Annotated in this window: 22 protein-coding genes; 6 read left to right on the top strand and 16 right to left on the bottom strand. The window is 39.4% G+C overall.

Annotation, left to right across the window (positions count from 1 at the left end; translation table 11 throughout):
• Positions 1–15 precede the first annotated feature (15 nt).
• The gene (locus tag J7I93_RS06645; RefSeq protein ID WP_214724528.1) at positions 16–909 is read right to left on the bottom strand and encodes a DMT family transporter; all 894 of its coding nucleotides are present in this window, start codon (positions 907–909) and stop codon (positions 16–18) included.
• 546 nt (positions 910–1,455) lie between these two features.
• Here J7I93_RS06645 and J7I93_RS06640 point away from each other — a divergent pair.
• Together J7I93_RS06640 and rnjA are read left to right on the top strand one after the other, a co-directional pair.
• Complete coding sequence (locus J7I93_RS06640) at positions 1,456–1,668, top strand: DNA-dependent RNA polymerase subunit epsilon (protein ID WP_214724526.1); 213 nt, start codon at positions 1,456–1,458, stop codon at positions 1,666–1,668.
• 3 nt (positions 1,669–1,671) lie between these two features.
• The gene (rnjA, locus tag J7I93_RS06635) at positions 1,672–3,339 is read left to right on the top strand and encodes a ribonuclease J1 (protein WP_214724524.1); all 1,668 of its coding nucleotides are present in this window, start codon (positions 1,672–1,674) and stop codon (positions 3,337–3,339) included.
• A 235-nt stretch (positions 3,340–3,574) separates the two neighbouring features.
• Here the strand turns inward: rnjA and J7I93_RS06630 are convergent, their stop codons facing one another.
• The 7 genes from J7I93_RS06630 to J7I93_RS06600 form a co-directional block, all read right to left on the bottom strand.
• The gene (locus J7I93_RS06630) at positions 3,575–4,234 is read right to left on the bottom strand and encodes a potassium channel family protein (RefSeq protein ID WP_214724522.1); all 660 of its coding nucleotides are present in this window, start codon (positions 4,232–4,234) and stop codon (positions 3,575–3,577) included.
• A 95-nt stretch (positions 4,235–4,329) separates the two neighbouring features.
• The gene (locus J7I93_RS06625) at positions 4,330–5,244 is read right to left on the bottom strand and encodes a DUF4349 domain-containing protein (protein ID WP_214724520.1); all 915 of its coding nucleotides are present in this window, start codon (positions 5,242–5,244) and stop codon (positions 4,330–4,332) included.
• Between the two features lie 87 nt (positions 5,245–5,331).
• Positions 5,332–7,149, bottom strand: coding sequence for an ABC transporter ATP-binding protein (locus tag J7I93_RS06620; RefSeq protein ID WP_214724518.1), 1,818 nt, complete (start codon positions 7,147–7,149; stop codon positions 5,332–5,334).
• A gap of 11 nt (positions 7,150–7,160) precedes the next feature.
• Positions 7,161–8,915, bottom strand: a complete 1,755-nt coding sequence (locus J7I93_RS06615) for an ABC transporter ATP-binding protein (RefSeq protein WP_214724516.1) — start codon at positions 8,913–8,915, stop codon at positions 7,161–7,163.
• A gap of 81 nt (positions 8,916–8,996) precedes the next feature.
• Entirely contained in the window at positions 8,997–9,230 is a 234-nt protein-coding gene (locus J7I93_RS06610; RefSeq protein WP_214724513.1) for a hypothetical protein, read from the bottom strand.
• A 157-nt stretch (positions 9,231–9,387) separates the two neighbouring features.
• A complete protein-coding gene (locus J7I93_RS06605; RefSeq protein WP_214724511.1) occupies positions 9,388–9,846 on the bottom strand; it encodes a TlpA family protein disulfide reductase in 459 nt (152 codons plus the stop codon).
• 109 nt (positions 9,847–9,955) lie between these two features.
• A complete protein-coding gene (locus tag J7I93_RS06600; protein WP_214724509.1) occupies positions 9,956–10,498 on the bottom strand; it encodes a peroxiredoxin in 543 nt (180 codons plus the stop codon).
• Between the two features lie 337 nt (positions 10,499–10,835).
• Between J7I93_RS06600 and J7I93_RS06595 the strand changes: the two genes are divergently transcribed.
• On the top strand, positions 10,836–11,729 hold the full coding sequence (locus J7I93_RS06595; RefSeq protein WP_251025756.1) for a mechanosensitive ion channel family protein: 894 nt from the start codon (positions 10,836–10,838) through the stop codon (positions 11,727–11,729).
• Between the two features lie 352 nt (positions 11,730–12,081).
• Here the strand turns inward: J7I93_RS06595 and J7I93_RS06590 are convergent, their stop codons facing one another.
• From J7I93_RS06590 to J7I93_RS06580, 3 genes are all read right to left on the bottom strand, one after another.
• Positions 12,082–13,206 (bottom strand): N-acetyldiaminopimelate deacetylase, encoded by a 1,125-nt coding sequence (locus J7I93_RS06590; RefSeq protein WP_214724507.1) that lies wholly within the window; start codon positions 13,204–13,206, stop codon positions 12,082–12,084.
• Positions 13,207–13,276: 70 nt separating this feature from the next.
• Positions 13,277–13,987 (bottom strand): 2,3,4,5-tetrahydropyridine-2,6-dicarboxylate N-acetyltransferase, encoded by a 711-nt coding sequence (gene dapD / locus J7I93_RS06585; RefSeq protein ID WP_214724505.1) that lies wholly within the window; start codon positions 13,985–13,987, stop codon positions 13,277–13,279.
• A 169-nt stretch (positions 13,988–14,156) separates the two neighbouring features.
• Entirely contained in the window at positions 14,157–15,041 is an 885-nt protein-coding gene (locus J7I93_RS06580) for a transcriptional regulator CcpC (RefSeq protein ID WP_214724503.1), read from the bottom strand.
• A gap of 109 nt (positions 15,042–15,150) precedes the next feature.
• Here J7I93_RS06580 and J7I93_RS06575 point away from each other — a divergent pair, with 109 nt between their 5' ends.
• The gene (locus tag J7I93_RS06575) at positions 15,151–15,876 is read left to right on the top strand and encodes a sulfite exporter TauE/SafE family protein (protein WP_214724502.1); all 726 of its coding nucleotides are present in this window, start codon (positions 15,151–15,153) and stop codon (positions 15,874–15,876) included.
• 49 nt (positions 15,877–15,925) lie between these two features.
• Here the strand turns inward: J7I93_RS06575 and J7I93_RS06570 are convergent, their stop codons facing one another.
• From J7I93_RS06570 to J7I93_RS06555, 4 genes are all read right to left on the bottom strand, one after another.
• On the bottom strand, positions 15,926–17,425 hold the full coding sequence (locus J7I93_RS06570; protein WP_214724807.1) for an MDR family MFS transporter: 1,500 nt from the start codon (positions 17,423–17,425) through the stop codon (positions 15,926–15,928).
• 152 nt (positions 17,426–17,577) lie between these two features.
• On the bottom strand, positions 17,578–18,024 hold the full coding sequence (gene cbpB, locus J7I93_RS06565; RefSeq protein ID WP_214724500.1) for a cyclic-di-AMP-binding protein CbpB: 447 nt from the start codon (positions 18,022–18,024) through the stop codon (positions 17,578–17,580).
• A gap of 81 nt (positions 18,025–18,105) precedes the next feature.
• On the bottom strand, positions 18,106–18,249 hold the full coding sequence (locus J7I93_RS06560; RefSeq protein WP_181396122.1) for a hypothetical protein: 144 nt from the start codon (positions 18,247–18,249) through the stop codon (positions 18,106–18,108).
• Between the two features lie 321 nt (positions 18,250–18,570).
• On the bottom strand, positions 18,571–18,807 hold the full coding sequence (locus J7I93_RS06555; RefSeq protein WP_214724498.1) for a YkuJ family protein: 237 nt from the start codon (positions 18,805–18,807) through the stop codon (positions 18,571–18,573).
• A gap of 183 nt (positions 18,808–18,990) precedes the next feature.
• Between J7I93_RS06555 and J7I93_RS06550 the strand changes: the two genes are divergently transcribed.
• Complete coding sequence (locus J7I93_RS06550; RefSeq protein ID WP_214724496.1) at positions 18,991–19,944, top strand: MBL fold metallo-hydrolase; 954 nt, start codon at positions 18,991–18,993, stop codon at positions 19,942–19,944.
• A gap of 56 nt (positions 19,945–20,000) precedes the next feature.
• Complete coding sequence (locus J7I93_RS06545) at positions 20,001–20,240, top strand: glutaredoxin family protein (protein WP_214724494.1); 240 nt, start codon at positions 20,001–20,003, stop codon at positions 20,238–20,240.
• A 44-nt stretch (positions 20,241–20,284) separates the two neighbouring features.
• Here the strand turns inward: J7I93_RS06545 and J7I93_RS06540 are convergent, their stop codons facing one another.
• Complete coding sequence (locus J7I93_RS06540; protein WP_214724492.1) at positions 20,285–20,995, bottom strand: DUF3993 domain-containing protein; 711 nt, start codon at positions 20,993–20,995, stop codon at positions 20,285–20,287.
• Between the last annotated feature and the right edge of the window lie 140 nt (positions 20,996–21,135).

Genomic DNA, 21,135 nt, shown 5'->3' with positions numbered 1-21,135 from the left:
CATAATCAAGCTGATTCAAGCGGCAGCTTTCCTGCCTGCCGAACGCTCCTTTTTCGATGTTATATATACCCCCGCAAAAATAATAAGAAGCCCGATCATCATTGACAAGTGGATTTCTTCCTTAAGGAGAATGCCTCCCCAAACGATTGCTGATGCTGGTACAATGTACGTTACCAATGACGCAAATTCAGGGCTGCCCTCTTTCACTAAATAATAATACAGCAGATAGGCAACTCCTGAACCAAAAGCTCCCAAACCAATTAGCGGAAGAAATATAACAGCCTCCATAAATTTGTTTATAGGTGTTGGCGATAAAAACTGCATGGCAAAAAAACTAATGATAGTTGCTGCAAAGAGTGTAAACAGCGAAATTTGCAGGGTGGATACACCAGAAAGGTGTTTTTTTGTTAGATGCGTGCCAGCTCCGTAACAAAAAGCAGCACCCGACATTAAAAGTACACCATATGTATTTCCTGATAATAAATCAGCTGTATGGATATCAGATAGTATTAAAATTCCGATAAAACCAATCACAATGCCTAGCCACTGATTTTTGCCAAGCGCAGCAGTAAAAAATAATGAACCGATCAAAAGAGTCCAAATTGGAGTAGTTGCATTCAGCACTGAAGCCATGCTGGAAGATATCATCATTTCACTAGCTGAAATCAGGAGCCATGGCAAAGCATTATTTAAAAAACCTACCAATATCAGTTTTTTCATCGGCAACCGTTTAAATACAATATTTTCCCTCTTTATAAGTACAATAAAAGCTAGCGTTGCGGAACCAAACAAACACCTTCCAAATACGACAGCCGCCGGACTTATGTCCTCCAGCAGAATCTTAATAAATAGAAATGAGGTTCCCCAAATCAGGCTTAATAGCAATAAAGCTCCATAAAGCTTCCCCATCCGCTCCACAACCTTTATCTCTTTTTCTTTCGTTAAAACACTAAACCCTTAAAGGGAAATTGTCAATTTGCTTTCTAAGGAATACAGAGTGTTCAGACACATACTGTAAAAATTGCAATGGATTTTCCAAGTTTCCCCACGAGAGATTTTCATATTCCATCATATAATATAACTAAAAAGAGACCATTATTAAAACTAAATCTGTTTTAAACCCCCTTGTTTCCTTTACTTTGGACAAGGATCGTTTAAAATAGAAAGTAAGGAGATGATCCACTATGTTGAAGAAGCTAAGAAAGAAGCTCTTAAAACAGTGGAACGACATGCTTCGAAAAAAGTCTATTGCCTGACAATTTTGAGCCCTTCAAACTTGCGAAGGGCTCCTTCCTTATTGTAAATTGGTTATCAGTACACTTTTTTACATAGTTTTCACTCCGCACCACCTGCTTCCAGCTGGAGCGGAATTCATCCTAAACAAGAAAAAACATGTAATACATGTTATTATTTAATATAATAGAAAAAGTTATATCGGATTAAGGAGAGATTGAAATGATTTTCAAGGTATATTATCAGGATTCTAAAACAGAAGTGCCAGTCAGAGAAAAAACAAAAACAATATTTGTTGAAGGCAATTCCGAAAGAGATGTCCGCACAAAGCTGGCTGATCGTCCATATAATATTGAGTTCGTAACAGCCGTGGAAGGCGAATTCCTGGAATATGAAAAACAAAATGAAGACTTTAAAGTATTGGAGATTGGATAATTTATGAAATTTGTTAAAAATGACCAAACAGCCGTTTTTGCATTAGGCGGCTTGGGAGAAATCGGTAAAAACACGTATGCTGTACAGTTCCAGGATGAAATAATTCTGATTGATGCGGGAATTAAATTTCCTGAAGATGAGCTTCTCGGAATTGATTATGTTATTCCTGACTATACCTATTTAGTGAAAAATGAAGATAAAATAAAAGGATTATTTATTACACATGGACATGAAGACCATATTGGGGGAATTCCGTATCTATTAAGAGAGGTAAACATCCCAGTATACGGCGGAAAACTTGCGCTTGGCCTTCTTAGAAACAAACTTGAGGAACACGGCTTACTAAGGCAGACTACCCTGCATGAAATTAAGGAAGATGACATCATTAAATTCAGAAAGACTTCTGTAACATTCTTCCGCACAACTCATAGTATTCCGGACTCATATGGGATTGTTGTAAAAACACCTCCTGGACAAGTTGTTCATACGGGAGATTTTAAGTTTGATTTCACTCCTGTTGGTGAACCTGCAAACTTAACTAAAATGGCTGAAATCGGAAAAGAAGGTGTCCTTTGCCTGCTTTCAGATAGTACAAATAGTGAAATTCCTGAATTTACAATGTCTGAGCGCCGTGTAGGCGACAGCATTCACGATATCTTCCGAAAAGTGGAGGGCAGGATTATTTTTGCGACATTCGCATCTAATATTCACCGCCTGCAGCAGGTGACAGAAGCGGCCGTAACAAATGGCAGAAAAATTGCTGTCTTTGGAAGAAGCATGGAAGCAGCGATTAATATTGGGCAGGAACTTGGATATATTCAAGCCCCTAAAGATACTTTCATTGACGCTCACCAAATCAATCGACTTCCGGCAAACATGGTGACAATCCTATGTACAGGAAGCCAGGGGGAACCGATGGCAGCATTGTCAAGAATCGCTAACGGAACCCACCGCCAGATTCAAATTATACCTGGTGATACTGTTGTATTTTCTTCTTCACCTATTCCAGGGAACACAATCAGTGTCAGCCGTACAATTGACAGGCTTTCCCGTGCAGGCGCAGAGGTTATTTACGGCAAATTGAGCGATATCCATACATCAGGACATGGCGGCCAAGAAGAACAAAAGCTTATGCTTCGATTAATAAAACCAAAATTCTTCATGCCGATACATGGTGAATACAGAATGCAGAAAATGCATGCTAAATTGGCGGTTGACTGTGGTGTGGATGAAGAAAACTGTTTCATTATGGATAACGGGGAAGTACTGGCACTCAGCGAAGATGCTGCACAAGTGGCCGGCAAAATCCCTTCAGGTTCTGTTTATATAGATGGAAGCGGAATTGGAGATATTGGAAATATTGTACTTAGGGACCGCCGAATTCTTTCTGAGGAAGGTTTGGTTGTCGTAGTAGTCAGCATTAATATGAAAGACTTTAAAATTGCTTCAGGCCCTGACTTGATTTCCCGCGGATTTGTCTACATGAGAGAATCAGGAGACTTAATCAATGATGCCCAAGCTCTTATTACTAAGCACTTAAGCAAGGTAATGGAACGCAGAACAACACAATGGTCTGAAATCAAAAACGAGATCACAGATACACTTGCCCCATTCCTTTATGAAAAAACCAAGCGTCGTCCAATGATATTACCAATTATAATGGAAGTATAATAAAAAGGCTGAATCGCTCATTTGAGTGATTCAGCCTTTTCTACGTAAGTTTTGGTTAAAGCTCAGTGTTAATATTGGCACCCTGTTGATTAGAGCGGAAGACGCTTGACTCAAGCAGCAGGAGAAGCGAGTCAAAGGAGCCCCGCAGATGTGCATGGAGCTGAGGAGCTCTCAGGACCGCGGAAAGCATTCACCTGATTTGGATATCAACAGGCAAGTTTACCTAAACATGGATTTAAGACATTACCTTCTTTTCAAAGCGGTTGATATCGACATCCGCACCAATGACAATCAGAATATCATCATATTGAATTTTTTCATTTGCCTGAGGAGATACAATTATTTCATTCTTTCTTTTAATTGCTACAATATTAATTCCATATTTGGCACGGATATCAAGATCAATAATGCTATGTTCTGCAAGCTTTTCATTCGCAACAATTTCAACAATACTATGCTCATCAGAAAGCTCAAGATAATCAAGAACGTTATTTGAGACGATACTATGTGCAATCCTTTTGCCCATATCTCTTTCAGGATGGACAACATGGTCTGCTCCTATTTTCCTTAACACTTTTTCATGATAATCATTTTGGGCTTTAACAGTTATCTTATTGACCCCAAGTTCTTTTAAGATTAAAGTTGTCAGGATGGATGCCTGTATATTGTCTCCAATTGCAACAATTACATGATCAAAGTTCCTTATGCCTAGGCTTTTAATCACCGATTCATCAGTCGTATCACCAACCACTGCATGTGATGCGATTCTGGCAAATTCGTTTACCCGGTCTTCATTTAAATCAATCGCCATTACTTCCATACCCTCTTCAGCGAGCGCACGACAGATACTGCCTCCAAAACGGCCAAGACCGATAACAGCAAATTCTTTCTTCATTTCAAACTCCTCCAACCCTGTTTTCAATATAAATAATAATAACATATTATCATTAGCAGCTGGTAAGCAAGCAGGATTGCAATTAGGAGACAGATTTATTCCCGTTTTTCTGAACCTTTTCTTTTCTTTGTCCATAAAATTGCAGCTCCGGCTATAATTATGAATACGAAGATGAAAGGCAGGTTGCCAATCACCATTACCACAGCACCCGATAGGATTGCAATCATCCAATTAGTACTGGTTGCCAGCTGTTTTTTTGTTCTTTCCCATGTATTTAAATCTTTACTGTCCAATGAAGGCACAATAACTTTATTCTCAAATAAACGGATATTCACAGTTGAAAAAGAAGTCTGGTTCTTTAAATATCTCATCCGTCCTTCAATCTGTTCGATTTCTTCCTGGATTGCGGAGAGATTTGCAGAAATCTTTAATAAGTCCTCTGACTTTTGGGCCTTTTTCATAAAATCAATGAGGCGCTCTTCTGCCACACGCTTCGACCGGATCCTTGATTCAAGATCAACAAACTCTTCAGAAACATCCTGTCCGCTGACAATCCTCTCAAGGGTCTCTGTCGCTATTCCCTCAGTATCATGCAAGAAGCTTTGAAAATTGTCTGCAGGTATTCGGATTTTCATCGTGCCGCTGGTATGCTCTTCCCCCTCTTTATAAATGTTCGATTCTACAATATACCCATTATATAGAGCTGCCTTTTGTTCAAGCGATTTTAGGGAAATTTGAAAATCTTTAACCCTTATGGATAGTTCCGCACTAAATATGACCATCCTGCCATCATTTCCCTTATTAGTCTTCAGCTCTTCTTCTGTGGAATTCCCTTCGGAAATAGCCGTTGACTCATTTTTATTTTCTTCCGATTCATTACTTATATCTTCTTCAACGGCCATTTTTTCTCCCCCTGCAGAAGTATCCAGACTTTTTTCGGATGAGCCAGCGCTGCATCCTGCTAGCATGGCCATTATGCAAAACCAGAAAATGAAAAATTTATTACACATTGTTCTAATGCCCCCTCTTATCTTCTATTGATTATGAAGACGTTAGTTGTTGGAATAATGTTACAAAAAAAACCTCCATAGGAGGTTTTAGATGGCTTCCAGCATATTAAATTGGGCTTTTACTAAATGATAATATTCACCTTTCATGTCCATCAGCTGATCATGATTTCCTTGTTCAAGAATATTTCCGTGATCCAATACAAAAATTTGATCAGATTCGCGAATGGTTGAAAGTCTATGTGCGATAATTATGGCCGTTCTGCCTTTTAAGAGTGTCTTTAATGCCCCCTGGATTTTCATTTCAGTCTCAGTATCTATACTTGCCGTTGCCTCATCCAGGATGAGAATGCGCGGGTCTGCAAGCAATGCTCGGGCAAAGGATAAAAGCTGTCTCTCCCCTACCGAAAGAATATTTCCCCGTTCCTCTACTTCGGTCTTATACCCATTTGACAGTTTTTCTATGAACCCATGAGCACCTACCGCTTTGGCAGCTTCCATTACTTCTTGATCCGTGGCAGCAGGCCTTCCAAAACGGATGTTATCAAAAATCGTTCCCGAAAAAATAAAAGTATCCTGCAACACCACACTTATTTGATGCCGCAAGCTGGATAGCGATACATCCCGCAAATTATAACCGTCAATTTTCACAGCTCCGCCAGTTGGATCATAGAAACGGCTGATTAAATTGGCAATCGTTGTTTTTCCGGAGCCTGTGTGCCCGACAAGTGCTACAGTCTGCCCGGCTATCATTTCAAGACTTACCCCGTTTAAAGCAGTTCTTTTTTCATCATAGGAAAAGACGACATCTTCAAACTCGATATGCCCTTTTATATCCTGAAGATCAATTGCATCAGTTTTTTCTGAAACGATTGGCTTTTCATCCAGAAATTCGAAGATCCTTTCAGAAGAAGCCATCCCCATCAGCAGTTGGTTATATACCATGCCAAGCCGGGAAATCGGTTCCCAGAACATACCCAGATAGAATGCAAAGGAAACAAATACACCAATAGTAATGGCGTCACTCTGGATTAAATTCACCCCATACCAAATTAAAACAGCAGTACCTAATGCATTGGTCAATTCAACTAGCGGCCTGAACATAGCGTTTTTCTGTGAGGCCATCCGCCAGCTTTCAAAATTCTCTGTATTTACACCATCAAAAAACGCCATATTTTCTTTTTCCTGTGTAAATGACTGAGTAATTCTGATTCCCTGAATGCTTTCATTTAAATGGGAGTTCAGCTTTGATTGTTTTAACCGAACCGTTTGCCAGGAACGTCTAATATTTCGCCTCAAAGAGGTAGAAATAAAAAACATGATTGGCAATATGACCATAATAGCCAGTGTCAGTTCAGGACTTAGAGTAAATAAGATAATAAAGATACCTGCGAGCATGATAAGATCCATTAACAGGTTGATTACACCGTTCGTGAACAGTTCCTGCAAAGAGTTAATGTCATTCATTATCCTTACTAATATGGAACCTGCCGAACGCTGGTCAAAGAAACGGTGTGAAAGCGTCTGGACATGAGTGAAAAGATGTTTTCGAATATCATAAATAACACTTTGCCCGAGCATATTCATCCATTTAATCCGAAAGTAGTTTGCTATATAAGACATTGTGTAAAGCCCTGCTATTAATGCAACCAGGAAAGCCAGAAGCTGGCCATCCTTTTCAATGAGGGCCTTATCAAGTGTATAAACACCTATTAAAATAGGAATTAAAAGCCGTACTCCAGTATTGATTAAAACCATTATGATGGAAAGAGGGAGCAAGTCCTTTCGATATGGTTTCATATAACTGAAAAGACGCAGCATTTGTTTCCAGTTGAACGGTTTCTCAATTACTTCTTCTGTTGAATATTGGAATCTATTTAATACTTTTTCATTTTTCTCCTTTTTCAAATGAGCACCTCCTAGCCTGCATGTGATTGGAGAACCTTTTCACGGTCCTGGTATTGAATATCGTAAATTCTCTGATAAGGGCCCTTATTATTTAGCAGCATTTCATGTGTGCCTCTTTCTGCTACAGTTCCATTTTCCAGAACCAAGATTTCATCCGCATGTTTAAGAGAAGAAATTCTGTGCGCAATAATAAAGGTCGTTCGGTTTGCCATAACTTCCTTTAATGCTTTCTGTATCCTGAATTCGGTCTCCATATCCACTGCACTTGTAGCATCATCCAAAATTAAAATGCTTGGATCAGAGCATAGAGCTCGGGCTATAGCGATCCTCTGTTTCTGGCCTCCCGAAAGGCCCATTCCCCTTTCTCCGAGAACCGTATTATACTTTTCCGGAAGCTCCATGATAAAATCATGTGCTTGTGCCCGTTTGGCAGACTCAATAATCTCCTCCATCGATGCATCAGGCTTTCCGAAGGCTATATTTGCTTTAATAGAAGAAGAAAATAGAAATGATTCCTGGAGCACAAAGCCAATGTTTCTTCTAAGCGACTTTAGTGAGTATTCCTTTACATTCACTCCGTCAATAAGCACTTCTCCTTCAACTGGCTCGTAAAATCTTGTCAGAAGTTGTGTAAGACTTGTTTTCCCTGACCCCGTTGAACCGATTAAGCCGATAACCTTCCCTGGCTGTGCATGAAAAGTGATCTTGCTTAGTGCATCTTTGTCCTCCTCTGTATATTTCAGGGTTACATCTCGAAATTCAACCTCCCCATACAGGCGTTCAACCTCGATAGAAGATTCTTTGCTTTCAATTTCATTATCGGCTTCCAATATCTCAAGCAGCCGTTCGCCTGATGCCTTGGATTGCGAAAAAAGATTTACAATAAATCCAAGGTTCATGATTGGCCACATGATGTACCAAACAAGGCTATAAAAAGCAACTAACTCCCCTGGCTTTAAACTGCCTGCCATTACTAGGTAGCCGCCGTAAGCCAGCAGCAATACAACACTTAAATTTCCCAGAAACTCCATTAACGGAAAGTACTTAGCCCAAATATCCGAAGTAAACAGATATTTGTCCTTATAGTCGCTATTGGAATCATTAAATTTATTGATCTCGTAATTTTCTCTTGATAATGATTTCACTGTATTAATGCCGCTGATATTTTCTTGAACTTTGGTGTTCAGGCGTCCGAAAGATTTTCGAATACTCCTGAATGCCGGGTGTACAGCTTTATCAAACTTGAAGGTGACAACTGCCAGAAAGGGCAGCGTTATAAGAGTTACTATAGTTAATGGTATAGAATAGTAGAACATGACTGAAATACTGATTAAGACTAATAAAAAGAAACGGATTAGTTCTGAAAAACCGAATGAAAGAAAAAATCGAAAACCTTCTACATCTGCTGTTAATCGAGACATTAAGTCTCCCGTTTTTGCGTTGTCATAATATCGGAAAGACAAAAACTGCAGCTTTTCATAAAGAGAGTTCCTAAGCTTATAAACAGATGTAATTCCGAATAAATCACCCGTGTATTGATGGATATAAGTCGCAACACCTTTAACAGCCATTATGGCGATAAAACCTAAGGCCAAATAAGGGATCCATTCATATTTCCCCCCCATTACAACCTCGTCAATTGTAATCTGCAGAATCATCGGATACACAACTGTTATGGCCGTTACTAAAAACAGAAATAGGATTGACCAAATAAAATAATTTTTAAAAGGCCAATAATATTGCTTTAATTTTTTAAATGTTTCCATCTGCATTCCTCCCCTCAAGTTGTGGAAAATTTAGAAAAATTAGAATGTATCATTAAATATATCGGGTTTCGAAGTATTTTTCTACCCTTTTTTATGTGAATTTTCCACTTTTTTAAAAACCTCCTTTAATTGAGTTATATTCCAATCCAATTCCCATATTAAAAATTGCTTTAAAGATCGGTAAAAAGGCTTATATTCTTTAATATGATCTAGATAAACCCTTTGGTTAACCAGGGTGTTGATTTTTGCTGCAGCCATTAGCTTTCCATGGACTTCTGACACTCCTCGTTGTTCTATGCCAGCGGGGTCTCTCATGATTACGCTATTCCCGCAGAATTCTGAATAAGCACTGCATGAAGGAATAATGCATAATTCCACCTTCCGGCTGCAATTCATACAGAGCATAATCAAGCATTTGCAATACCACGGTTTTGCAAAAAAAAAGACCAGGCATTTGCCTGATCACTTATATTTACTGCTCGTTTTTCTTCATCTCATCCAGTACACGGTTGACACGCTTTTCGAGCATTTTCATACCGCTTCCGCCAGCCTGGAAGTGACGAAGGTTGCCGTCCTTATCAAAAACATAATAAGCCGGCACATATTGATTTTCAAAAGCTTCAGTCAGTTTATGTTCACTGTCCACAAAAATAGGCTGTGAAATATTATGCTCTGAAGCTGTTTTCTTAATAACTTCAAGATCTAAGTCGTCCTCGGAGCGAGGCATGTGCACGGCCACTACATTTAATTGGTCTTTATATTGATCACGGAATTCATTTACTTGTGGCATCGCCTCTTTGCACAAATGGCAGCTCACAGACCAGAAATGGATAAGTGTTGGCTTTTCACCAATTAACTGTTCCTTAGTCACTTCTCCATTAAGCCATTCTGTTGCGCCAGCCAGCTCCGGCATGGGTTCACGCAGTTTCATCGCAATTCCTCCTCTTTTGTTTGATTACGTAATTACATTAAAGCTTCTAGTGCAAGAAAAGACCTAACAATCGTTAGGTCTTTCCTATTTAAATTATAAAATTCCAATATTATAAAGTTTTTTGGCCTGGTTTCCAGTTAGCTGGGCAAAGTCCGCCAGTTTGAAGAGCTTGCAGCACACGTAAAGTTTCATCTACGTCACGGCCAATATTGTTGTGGTTAACAACAGAGTACATCAATTCGCCCTCAGGGTTAATGATGTATAGTCCGCGAAGAGCTACACCTTCTTCTTCAATTAAAACACCATAGTCGCGGGATACAACATGATTAGTATCAGCTGCTAATGGATACTTTAATTCTCCAAGACCATTGTCTTTGCGGTCTGTATTAATCCATGCCAAGTGAGTGTGGATTGTATCTGTAGATACACCAATTACTTCTGCATCTAGATCTTCAAACTCATCGTAGCGATCAGACATAGCAGTAATTTCAGTAGGACATACAAAAGTGAAGTCCATTGGGTAGAAGAATAGAACTGTCCACTTATCGTTTTTCATGTTCTCTTCAAGACTTACTTTTCCAAATTCCTTATTAGCCATTACTGCGTCCATTTCGAAACGTGGTGCTTGTTTACCTACCATACGTTCTGGCATGCATAATCCCTCCAATATGTTTTTTAAATGAGAATTTCTTATGTACATTCTCACTTGCCTTTTCCAATCACATAAATAATTATAGTTGTTTCAAATTCCCGAGTCAACATAAATTATAATTATTTTAAAAAGATATCAATTATAATTTACACTTTCAAAAGCCCATTAAATGTTTTGCCCTTATTCTTTCAAATTAAACCTACATTAAGATTGTCCAGTTGGTATATTTTCCATTTAAGTTTAACAAATCTTCACAAAATAATAAAATGAAATGCATTTCGTAAAATTGCTGGAACCCCAGGCGAGGTTGCATATAAAACAGCAGTACGATAAAATAATGACTTTAATCAAACTGAAAGGAAGTGGTGAAGTGGAGAAAATAAATTTCTCGCAGATCAATTGGGAAGCAATTCTAATTGAAGCAGGCATAATCCTGTTTAAACTTGCAGCCATCTATATTGCGTTTCTACTAGTAAAAGCCGCAGGAAACAAAATCATACATAAAAGTTTTGATGGTATTAGCAAAAAGGAAAAAGTGTCTCCAGGCAGATCGAAAACTCTTGAGAGTCTTGCTAAAAATATCTTTTCATACGTACTTATCTTTATTTTTATTGTAACGGTTCTGCAAATATTTGGAATTGAAGCGACTGCTATTCTGGCTGGAGCAGGTGTAGTTGGATTGGCGATTGGATTTGGTGCGCAAGGTCTGGTAAGCGATGTTGTAACAGGTTTTTTCATCCTTTTGGAGAGGCAGATGGATGTTGGTGACTATGTTACCACAGGAAGCTACTCTGGAATTGTAGAACAAATTGGTCTAAAAACAACACAGGTTCGCGGATTTGATGGTACATTGCATTTTATTCCCAACCGTGAAGTAACCAGCCTGAGCAATCACTCACGCGGGAATATGCGAGCTCTCGTTGATATTGGTATTTCCTATAATGACAATATTGACGAAGCTATCGCTGTTCTTCAGAAAACATGCGACAAAATCGCTGCTGAGAACCAGTCGATTGTAGAAGGTCCGAATGTAATTGGCGTGCAAACTTTAGGTTCATCAGATGTCGTATTAAGGGTCATTGCCAAAACGGAAAACATGGAACAGTGGGCTGTTGAGCGGGAGCTTAGAAAAACACTAAAAGAAGCTTTAGACGAACATGGCATTGAGATTCCATTTCCACATCAAGTTCTTATACAGAAGCAAGCAGGTACGGAGCGAGAAAACGGGTAACTTTTAAAAAAAGTAGTGCTGGTTCTGTGAATTCTTTGAAAAAAGGATTCATAGAATCAGCCTTTTTGTTAAATATGGAAGTTCATCTCGGATGTTTCTCTTTGCAGAAATAATTTCTGCTTTAAACAATCAGATTTTGTCTTCTAAATTATACTGCCAACGTTTTAGCAAGTTTATTTGTTATTTTTACCATTTTATTCGCTAATTTTGTACTTTTCGTTGCTAAAATGCCGGATTTGTTAGCTAAAATTCTAGATTTATTTGATAGTTTTCATTGTTATTCGCTAAGTTCACAATTAAGGACGTTTCTCCTGCCGAAATAGGGATGCCTGCAGCAGGCATCCCCTATCGATTATCCTTTATATTTCAAATAAGATGCAATAAACTCGATTGCTTTTTCGATCGCCTGTTCATTTGGATTTAACTTGGAATGGTGAAGCCCATATTCCGAATCGACTCCAAGCCAAAACATAAATCCTGGAATTTCTTCGAGCATATAGCCGAAATCCTCTCCAGTCATTGCTTCCCGGCATTCAATAACATTCATGTCAGTATTGGCGCGGGTAAAATCCATGAATTCTCTCGTTAAGCTTTCCTCATTGTATACTTGGTGATACATGCTGCCAAAATCAATTGCAGTTTCACACTCATACCCTACCTCAATACCTTTTATAAGAGCCTGTACTCTGCTTTTTACTTTTTCCATGGATTCAGGTGACAAAGTACGGATGGTTCCTTCAAGTCTTGCTCTTTCAGCGATTATATTTTGTACAGTACCGCCCGTGATTTTTCCAATTGTAATGACTGCACTGTCAAGCGGGTCCACATTTCTCGAAACAACTGACTGCAGCTGGCTAACCAAGGCGCAGGCTGCTACGACCATATCGTTTGTATGATGCGGATATGCTGCATGGCCGCCCTTTCCTTTTAAATCGATAAATAGTTCGGATGTATTGGCGAACAGCAACCCCTCTCTTAAGGCAATCGTTCCTACAGGATACTCTGGAGCAATATGCAAAGCGAAAACCATGTCAGGCTTCCACTCCTGCATAATATTCGTTTTCAGCATAGGCTCTGCACCGCCAGGCCCTTCTTCCGCCGGCTGAAAAACAAATAGCAAGTCATCGTTGATACGGTCCTTTGTAAATCTAGTGATCAGCCCTAAAGCAATCGTCATATGGAAATCATGTCCGCAGGCATGCATTTGCTCACTATGCTCCGATTTGAAAGGTAAGCCCGTTTCTTCAACAATTGGCAGTCCATCAATATCAGCTCGGTATCCAATCATCTTAGAGGGATTTTTGCCGCTTATTTTTACAAAAATACCTGTTTTCCATGTCTTAATTTCCATGTTTTCTTGCGGGAGAGAATATAAATAGTTTAATAAAAATTGCTGTGTTTTAAATTCCTGAAACCCCAATTCGGGTATTTTATGTAGTTCACGTCGTATCTCCGTAAAAGGATTTATCGCACCCATGCCAGCTTCCCCCTTCTTCTATTCAAGAAAAAGCGCGGATATGAGATCCACGCTTTTTTGAGTTATGCCATTATAGTTGACGAAGTTCCTGCTTGATTTCTGTTTTGGACTTTGTCTTTTCATCAATTTCTTTAATAACGCGTGCCGGTGTTCCTGCAACAACTGTATATGGAGCTACATCATCAATAACAATTGCGCCTGCAGCAACAACAGCCCCCTTACCTACAGTTACTCCCTCAAGAACAACTGCGTTAGCACCGATAACAACATCGTCTTCAACGACAACAGGCTTTGCTGAAGGAGGCTCGATCACGCCTGCCAATACTGTCCCTGCTCCAATGTGACAATTTTTCCCAACAGTAGCTCTACCGCCAAGAACAACGTTCATATCGATCATTGTGCCTTCGCCGACTACAGCTCCGATATTAATGGATGCACCCATCATAATCACCGCATTATCGCCAATTTCAACCTGATCGCGGATAATCGCACCCGGCTCAATGCGCGCTTTAATATTTTTCATATCAAGCAAAGGAATTGCAGAGTTTCTGCGGTCGTTTTCAATCACATACTCTTCAATTTTTGATTGGCTGGATTCAATTGCCTGGCTAATTTCAGCCCATTCTCCAAATACAACCCCAGTATTTCCGTTTAAAAAAGTTTTAGCAGAAGGCCCGAAGTCAATCCCTTCTAAATCACCCTTTACATAAACCTTTACAGGTGTTGATTTTGTACTGTTTTGGATAAATGAAATAATTTCGTTAGCATCCATCATTTTCATATTAAAAGTCCTCCTCTATGTATAACTTTACAACTAGCATTACTTTAACAAACAAAAGCATTGAAAACAAGAAAAATAACATGGAATTTCGGTGTAACTACTATAGTAATCCTAACTATGCACTAATTCAGGCACATAGTTTGTACTAGGTACGTGTCAGCCATTTCAATTATTGCCTTTCCTCTTCAATATGCTCTTTGATTAATTCGACAAATGCCTGCACCTGTTTCAGCTGGAAGGCAGATTCATAGCCTAGCAGCCATGTATCACGCTTGATGGGCATATTATTTTCATCCAGCAAGGGAATCTTAAAAATATTTTTTTCTGCTCCATTCAAGGTAATAGCCGGAAGGATCGCATAGCCAATTCCATTAAAAGTCATCTGTTTGCATGTCTCGATTTGATCGACCACAATCGTTCGTTTCGGAGAAGTTTTAAACTGCCTTAACCACCAGTCCTGTATTTCCTGGTAGTAGTTTGAATCACTCTTAAACTGAATAAAGGGACGGTCCGTTTCAAGAACCTGTTCAGGCCTTGTAATTTCTGTATCTACAAGGTATAGGCTATCCTTGAATAGAGGGATCTTAATTCCCTTCCAGTCAGGCGTGCCGCGGATGATTCCTATATGCACCTGATCATCATAAAGAGATTTTAAGATTTCACTGCTCCAGCCGGTTATCAGAGAAATTTTCGCTTGTGGATAGCGACTGACGAATTTCTTAAGTACCTGCGGCAGCCAATTTTGGCCTACGATTGAAGCAACGGCTATTTTCAAGGTTCCATGAACTTCTGAATTAAGGGCTGTGATTGATTCCCTCACTTTTTCTTCCTTGGTAAGGACTTCATTGACAAATTGTATGACAAGTTCACCGGCTGGAGTAAGGGATAAGCCTTTCTGGGACCGGATGAAAAGCCTGCTTCCCCATTCTTTTTCAATATTCACGAGCCGCTGGGAAAGAGCCGGCTGGGAAACAAATAATCTTTCAGCCGCTTTTCTCATATTCATTTCCTGAGCCAATACTGATAAAAGGTGAAACTCAGTAAGTGAAGACATTTCTATCCCCCTTCATAACTTTTTCTTATAGTATATCTTAATTTTAATCGAATTTCATTATCAAAAGAACCCGAATAAAATAATATCAGGAACAGGAGGTGGAGGAAAAATGGAGCTTTTCATTTTTACCATAATTGGATTTATTGCGACATTTATTGGTACATTGGCAGGCAGCGGAGGATTGATTGGCATGCCCTCATTATTAATGCTGGGTGTACCAATCCATACGGCGATAGCTTCAGCTAAGTTCTCTAATATTTTCAGCTCATTTTCCAGCTTCCTTGTACTCCTTAAGGAAAAAAAGATCACTTTTGCATCTGCTGCCAAGACTGCTCCCTTTGCATGGAGTGGAGGAATTTCAGGAGGGCTGCTGGCAAATACGATTTCAGAAAAAACGATGACACTCATTGCTGTGACATTGCTTTGTTTTGCTCTCATTCTTACCATTATAAAAAAACCATCCGAAAAGGCAGGGGCTGAAAATACAAAAGGTACCTACCCTTACCTGTATGGAATCGGCGTCTATGACGGCATGTTCGGCCCTGGGCAAGGAACATTGCTGATGTTGATGTACTTAAATAGGGGCTTTTCCTACTTAAAAGCTGTGGCCTTTACCCGTTTCCAAACCTTTGTCAGCTGTTCAGGGTCCATTTTTTCATATGTAGCTGCCGGCAATTTCAATATCTGCATTGCCATTTTCCTTGCCATCGGATCCATCATTGGGGCCCAAACAGCAGTCAGATTGGCAAACAAAGTATCTGTTGGAATACTCAAAATGCTTTTGCATACCATTACAATCCTTTTAATCATCCAGCTTTTAATAAAAATCTTCTAAAACAAAAAGCCCTGCAGCAGCAGAGCTTTTTGAGGCAGAGAAGCATATTCTAAGCAGCTGTTTTCTTTTCGTTTTTTGGCAGCGCAATGACCAATATAAAACTAATAACAGCAAACAATAAAACAGCATAGTAAACCGAGTGCAGCGAGAATGTCAGCCCATTTTGCAGAACCTCTTTAACTCCCTCATCCATACTATTTCTTGCTTGTTCATTTAAAAGCACATTCGCAGAATCAAGAGATAATTCAGCATCAATATTTTCACCATTTTTCTGGATAAATGACTTTATCTGGCTATTCAAAATTCCACCTAATAATGCTGCTCCAATGGTGTTGCCAAGATTTCTCATAAACATATTGGCGGCAGTGGCTATCCCCCTTTGCTTCCATTCAACCGTGCTTTGAATGGAGACAATGAAGGCAGTACTGGTTAAGCCCATACCTGCACCGACAAGAAAGCTGCCGGCTGCTGCCCATATCGGCCCTGCTTCAGGAGTAAGCGTAACAAATACAATGCTGCCTAAAATAAGAAATACCCCGCCCAATATTGACGTAGTTCTGAAACCAATCTTCAACAGCAGTTTCCCTGCAGCTGCTGCAGCTATGGGCCAGCCGATTGACATTGTTGTCAGTGTGAAACCAGCCACAATTGGCGACCTTTCCATAACGCCCTGGACGAACGCGGGCAGGAAACTGGATATTCCGATCAGCATAACACCAGTCGTCAAAGAGGCCAGGTTTGCAATCAGAATCGGCTTTTCTTTCCAAATGTTAAAAGGCATCATCGGTTCAGCCGCTTTTTTCTCCTGCAGGATAAATAATATAAATGAAATAACACTCACAGAAATCAGGCTGATTGCTTCAATTGAATTCCACGCCCAATTTGTACCTCCTTCTACAAGGACAAACATCAGCGAAGATATTGAAACAGTTAAAAGTACAGCCCCAGCATAGTCGATTTGATGCTTCTTTCTTTCAACGTTTTCATGCAGGAAGAGCCATAAGCCTGCAATAGCCATAATGCCAAGCGGTATGTTAACCCAAAATACATAACGCCAGCTTACATACTCAACAAGAAGGCCTCCGATTGCCGGGCCCATAATGGCTGAAATTCCCCAGACACTTGATAGATAGCCCTGCACCTGCGCCCTTTCCTCTTTTGTGTAAATATCTCCAACAATTGTAGTAGCAATCGGCATCACCGCACCTGCACCAAATCCCTGGATCAGGCGGAATATAATAAGCATGGTCATGGACTCGGCGAACCCGCATAAAATAGAGCCAATTAAAAAGATAATAATTCCAAACGTCAGAACAGGCTTACGCCCAAATAAGTCAGATAGCTTTCCGTAAATTAAAACAGTAACAGCATTCATTAGCAAGTATGCTGAAAATACCCAGCTGTATAAAGCAAATCCGCCCAAGTCACCCACAATAGCAGGCATAGCCGTTGATACGATGGTCGCCTCAATTGCACCCATGAACATGGCCAGCATAACTGAAGCAAGTACAAAAGGTTTTTTCGTTACTTTTTTCTTTCCGTCAGGCATTTTTTTATGTATGACCTGGCCCAAACATTTTCCCCTCCAACATGATAAGCAGAACGCCAAATGAGACTACATGCTGCCTGCAGTTAAAACAAATGCGTTTTCTTATCATTAAAAATAAAGCAAGCTCCCTCTATACGGGAGCTGAATAATTTTTATTTTTTATTTAATCTTCTGAGATGCTTATTCAACTGATCCAGTACAGTTCTTCGAGTTAGTATCCCCTCAAAATAGCCTTCCTTGTTTTCTACGCACAAAAAAGGATGATCAACTAAAAGAGCGATAGATTGCTGAATAGAGGCATCAATGTCAAGACGTGGAATCGTACGGTTCATAGACTCTTCCACTCGTTTTTTCTCCAGCATTTCAAATTCAATCCGCTCGAGGCCAAGAATTGAATCCATGATGATTGGAGTACTGATTAAACCTTGAAGTTTATAATGCGGATCAAGAACTGGAATGGCTGTATAGCCGCTTTTTGTCAATACCAAAAGCGCGTGCTCCAGGTTATTTCCTACCTGTACATGTGCTACCCGCTCTGAAGGAATCATGAAATCACTAATGTTAAATTCTAAAAATTCCTCGCTATGAAGACTAATCATCGCCGAAAACTCCCCAAAAAATAGTTATGAATCCTTTTTATTTTATCACAGTCTCCGGCAATATGCCCCCTTTTTACATAATCATCCTTTGCTGGTTTGAATGTCCTTAACCTCATAATGGCAATTGGGGCAGCGAAAGATTACATTCTGATTTGACTGGGCTGTCAGAACTCCATCAATTTCTTTTTCTGCCATACAGCTTGGACACTTAACAGTTGGCATCATCGTATCACCTCTTGGTCATATCCTGTTCTATATCTCAGCAGGGTATGTATGTTTTACTTTTTGCCTTTGTTTTCTTCAAGAATCTTTTTCATGTCTTCAAGTATTTTCCGGATCATGACTACTTCTTTTTTTGTATAGATTAAATCAGCAAGCATAAGAAGCACTGTAAAAAAAAGGCAGAATCATAAGCAAACTATACATATAGCACCTCTTGCCATTTGTTTTAGTTATTATATCATTCCCTAAAATTTTCCGGCAAAGATTTAGTAAAGAGCAAATTAAAAAGGAGCCCCTAAAAAGGCCCCTTATGTATGTGGAGAATTATTGAATCAAGTCGAAAATTTCGATGGTGATCATATCAATGTTGTCAAATTGATATCTTTTTGGCTTCTCTTTATCGTTATATACTTCCAATTCAAATGTTTCATTCTTTGGATGATAGGTAACCTGGCATTTCCTTTCGCCATTTACCTCAAAAAATCTCTGCATCGGCTCTCCGTTAGTTGATTGCTCCTGCAAGCTTTTTAAGCGTGTTAATATACCTTGAAGCTGTGACATGCTCTCTCTCCTTTCAAAACAAAACCCATAATCATACATTAAGGTTTCTCTTTTGGCATGTTTCTATCCTTACGAATTGAATTCAGAATATTCAACCTTGGCGCTTTACATACCAATATTAACAGAATAAAATAATGTCATGCGTTTGTACAAGCAAAAGCTTTATAAAGGGTGTGATTTTTTTTGAAAAAACCTGAAAAACTAGCTGAAAACCTTTATTTAATTGATGATCTTGATCTTTCATTGGAAAAACGTACCGGTACATATGTTTTAACCGAAGAAAAATTAACCTTGATTGAAACGTCTGCTAGCCCCTCAGTTCCCTACATTCTGGAAGGTCTGAAGCAGCTCCAATTCAAACCAGAGGAAGTAGCCTATATCATCGTTACTCATATTCATTTGGATCATGCAGGAGGTGCAGGCCTGCTCCTTACCCACTGTCCAAACGCTAAGTTGATTGTTCATCCAAAAGGGGCCAGGCATTTGTCTGACCCTTCCCGCCTAATTGCCGGCGCGAGGGCTGTTTACGGTGATAAATTTGATGAACTCTTCAATCCGATACTCCCTGTTCCGGAAGAAAAAATAATGATTAAAGAACATGAAGAAGAGCTTTCCATTGGAGCCGGATGCACCCTGAAATTTTTTAACTCCCCTGGCCATGCCAACCACCATTTCAGCATTTTCCACACGGCATTAAATGGGATGTTTACCGGGGATACTGCGGGTGTAACCTATCCTCAATTAGCAATGGAAGGCATTGAACTATATTTGCCATCAACTTCACCAAATCAATTTGATCCTGAAAAAATGCTGAACTCTATTTCAATGTATGAAAAAATGGATTTAGATTATATCTTTTTTGGACATTACGGGATAAGCCGAGATCCTAAGGAGGTATACAAGCAAATCCGGGAGTGGCTTGAAGTTTTTCTTGCGGCAGGCAAGATAGGGATGGCTGAAGGAAGTTCCTTTGAACAGCAAATGAATGCAGCAAGAGACATACTTGCCAGCCAAGTTAAGGAATATCTTGATGAGAAAGGCATACCCAATGACCATTCCGTCTATGAAATCCTTTCCGTTGACATGGAAGTATGCTCAATGGGGCTAATAGATTATCTTCAAAAGCAAAATGATTGATTACTCAAGAAAATTGAATTAAGATGATAATTACTAAACCAGGGGAGGATGTTAAGTTGGAGGAAATAATCTTGTATACACAGCCGGACTGCCCACCCTGTGAAATAACTAAAATGTTCTTAAAAGAGTATGGATTTTCTTTCACAATAAAAGATATAAAAAAAGATGCAGCTGCTCACAGAGAGTTGACCAAGCAATATAATTCCTTCTCCACCCCAACTATTGTTATCGGGGACATGGTCATTACAGGATTTGACCTGGAGAAACTCAAATCAGTTCTGCAAATTAAAGAATAAAAACAGAGCTTAAAAGCATACCATTGCTTTTAAGCTCTGTTCTTTTAATTAGAAGCCAGCTGCCCGTTTATTTCCTGATTTTCAAAAAGGGCCATAACTCCCTGCTTATCGTCTGTAAATAGCATGCTTCCTGACCGGAGGAATGCATCAAAAGGGTTTAATAGAAAGGTGATTTGGTATGCTGGCTTATTAAACCAAACCGGTTCAGCAGCTGTTTTAAATGAAGTTTGTTCCGATTCTTGCTGGGATTTCTCTACTTTTTCTAAGATGTTTTCAGGTACTTTATCACCTAAAAATTGGGCAACTTTCATTTTCCCTTTATTTTTTTCAAGCAATACCCCTTCATAATGGCTTTCATAGCCTACCGGACCTTCTTCGTTTTCCGGAAAATATTCAAATACATAAACCTTTTCTTTCTCTGTTACTATCTTGGTCTCTTCCGAATATGTAAAAAACGGAATATAAAAATTGGCGGCATCCGATCCGTAGATCATATATTTCCCATTTTCTGAAACAAGATTTTCTTCCAGGAATTGCTTTTTAGCTGCTCCCGAAAAATAAGGTGCAAGCAATTCATTAACATCCTCCAGGCTTCGCTCTTCCTCGCTTAATGATACTTGTGCCTGGAATGCATCCTGTAAAAATTTGTATACGTCTTCATTGTTTGAAAAGCCGCTCTCGGCGTTTGGATGGGAAGGCATCACTGCGAATATGGCTGCAAGAGTAAATAAAAATCCTAATAAGTGCTTGTACATTCCACTCTCCCTTTCTTTTATCGGTTCCTATTTGTTTATCCTCAATTTTACCAGCAAATGAATGACCTACCTGCTACTTTCGTTCCCGAAATTCCCTTATGTTTTGACAGGAACATTCTTTTCTTGCTTTAAATTTACCC

The sequence above is a fragment of the Bacillus sp. ISL-47 genome (assembly GCF_018613175.1).
Lineage (GTDB): Bacteria > Bacillota > Bacilli > Bacillales > Cytobacillaceae > Cytobacillus.
This window is presented reverse-complemented; position numbering and strand designations above follow the sequence as displayed.

What these genes read in the sequence shown, in the direction of transcription:
- dapD (WP_214724505.1), bottom strand. Translation starts at nt 13,987, where the DNA reads ATGAAAATGATGGATGCTAACGAAATTATTTCATTTATCCAAAACAGT.
- J7I93_RS06560 (WP_181396122.1), bottom strand. Translation starts at nt 18,249, where the DNA reads ATGATGCCAACTGTTAAGTGTCCAAGCTGTATGGCAGAAAAAGAAATT.
- J7I93_RS06615 (WP_214724516.1), bottom strand. Translation starts at nt 8,915, where the DNA reads ATGGAAACATTTAAAAAATTAAAGCAATATTATTGGCCTTTTAAAAAT.
- cbpB (WP_214724500.1), bottom strand. Translation starts at nt 18,024, where the DNA reads ATGATTAGTCTTCATAGCGAGGAATTTTTAGAATTTAACATTAGTGAT.
- J7I93_RS06575 (WP_214724502.1), top strand. Translation starts at nt 15,151, where the DNA reads ATGGAGCTTTTCATTTTTACCATAATTGGATTTATTGCGACATTTATT.
- J7I93_RS06540 (WP_214724492.1), bottom strand. Translation starts at nt 20,995, where the DNA reads ATGTACAAGCACTTATTAGGATTTTTATTTACTCTTGCAGCCATATTC.
- J7I93_RS06630 (WP_214724522.1), bottom strand. Translation starts at nt 4,234, where the DNA reads ATGAAGAAAGAATTTGCTGTTATCGGTCTTGGCCGTTTTGGAGGCAGT.
- J7I93_RS06590 (WP_214724507.1), bottom strand. Translation starts at nt 13,206, where the DNA reads ATGGGTGCGATAAATCCTTTTACGGAGATACGACGTGAACTACATAAA.
- J7I93_RS06625 (WP_214724520.1), bottom strand. Translation starts at nt 5,244, where the DNA reads ATGTGTAATAAATTTTTCATTTTCTGGTTTTGCATAATGGCCATGCTA.
- J7I93_RS06595 (WP_251025756.1), top strand. Translation starts at nt 10,836, where the DNA reads ATGACTTTAATCAAACTGAAAGGAAGTGGTGAAGTGGAGAAAATAAAT.
- J7I93_RS06555 (WP_214724498.1), bottom strand. Translation starts at nt 18,807, where the DNA reads ATGTCACAGCTTCAAGGTATATTAACACGCTTAAAAAGCTTGCAGGAG.
- rnjA (WP_214724524.1), top strand. Translation starts at nt 1,672, where the DNA reads ATGAAATTTGTTAAAAATGACCAAACAGCCGTTTTTGCATTAGGCGGC.
- J7I93_RS06610 (WP_214724513.1), bottom strand. Translation starts at nt 9,230, where the DNA reads ATGAGAGACCCCGCTGGCATAGAACAACGAGGAGTGTCAGAAGTCCAT.
- J7I93_RS06605 (WP_214724511.1), bottom strand. Translation starts at nt 9,846, where the DNA reads ATGAAACTGCGTGAACCCATGCCGGAGCTGGCTGGCGCAACAGAATGG.
- J7I93_RS06645 (WP_214724528.1), bottom strand. Translation starts at nt 909, where the DNA reads ATGGGGAAGCTTTATGGAGCTTTATTGCTATTAAGCCTGATTTGGGGA.
- J7I93_RS06570 (WP_214724807.1), bottom strand. Translation starts at nt 17,425, where the DNA reads ATGCCTGACGGAAAGAAAAAAGTAACGAAAAAACCTTTTGTACTTGCT.
- J7I93_RS06640 (WP_214724526.1), top strand. Translation starts at nt 1,456, where the DNA reads ATGATTTTCAAGGTATATTATCAGGATTCTAAAACAGAAGTGCCAGTC.
- J7I93_RS06580 (WP_214724503.1), bottom strand. Translation starts at nt 15,041, where the DNA reads ATGTCTTCACTTACTGAGTTTCACCTTTTATCAGTATTGGCTCAGGAA.
- J7I93_RS06600 (WP_214724509.1), bottom strand. Translation starts at nt 10,498, where the DNA reads ATGCCAGAACGTATGGTAGGTAAACAAGCACCACGTTTCGAAATGGAC.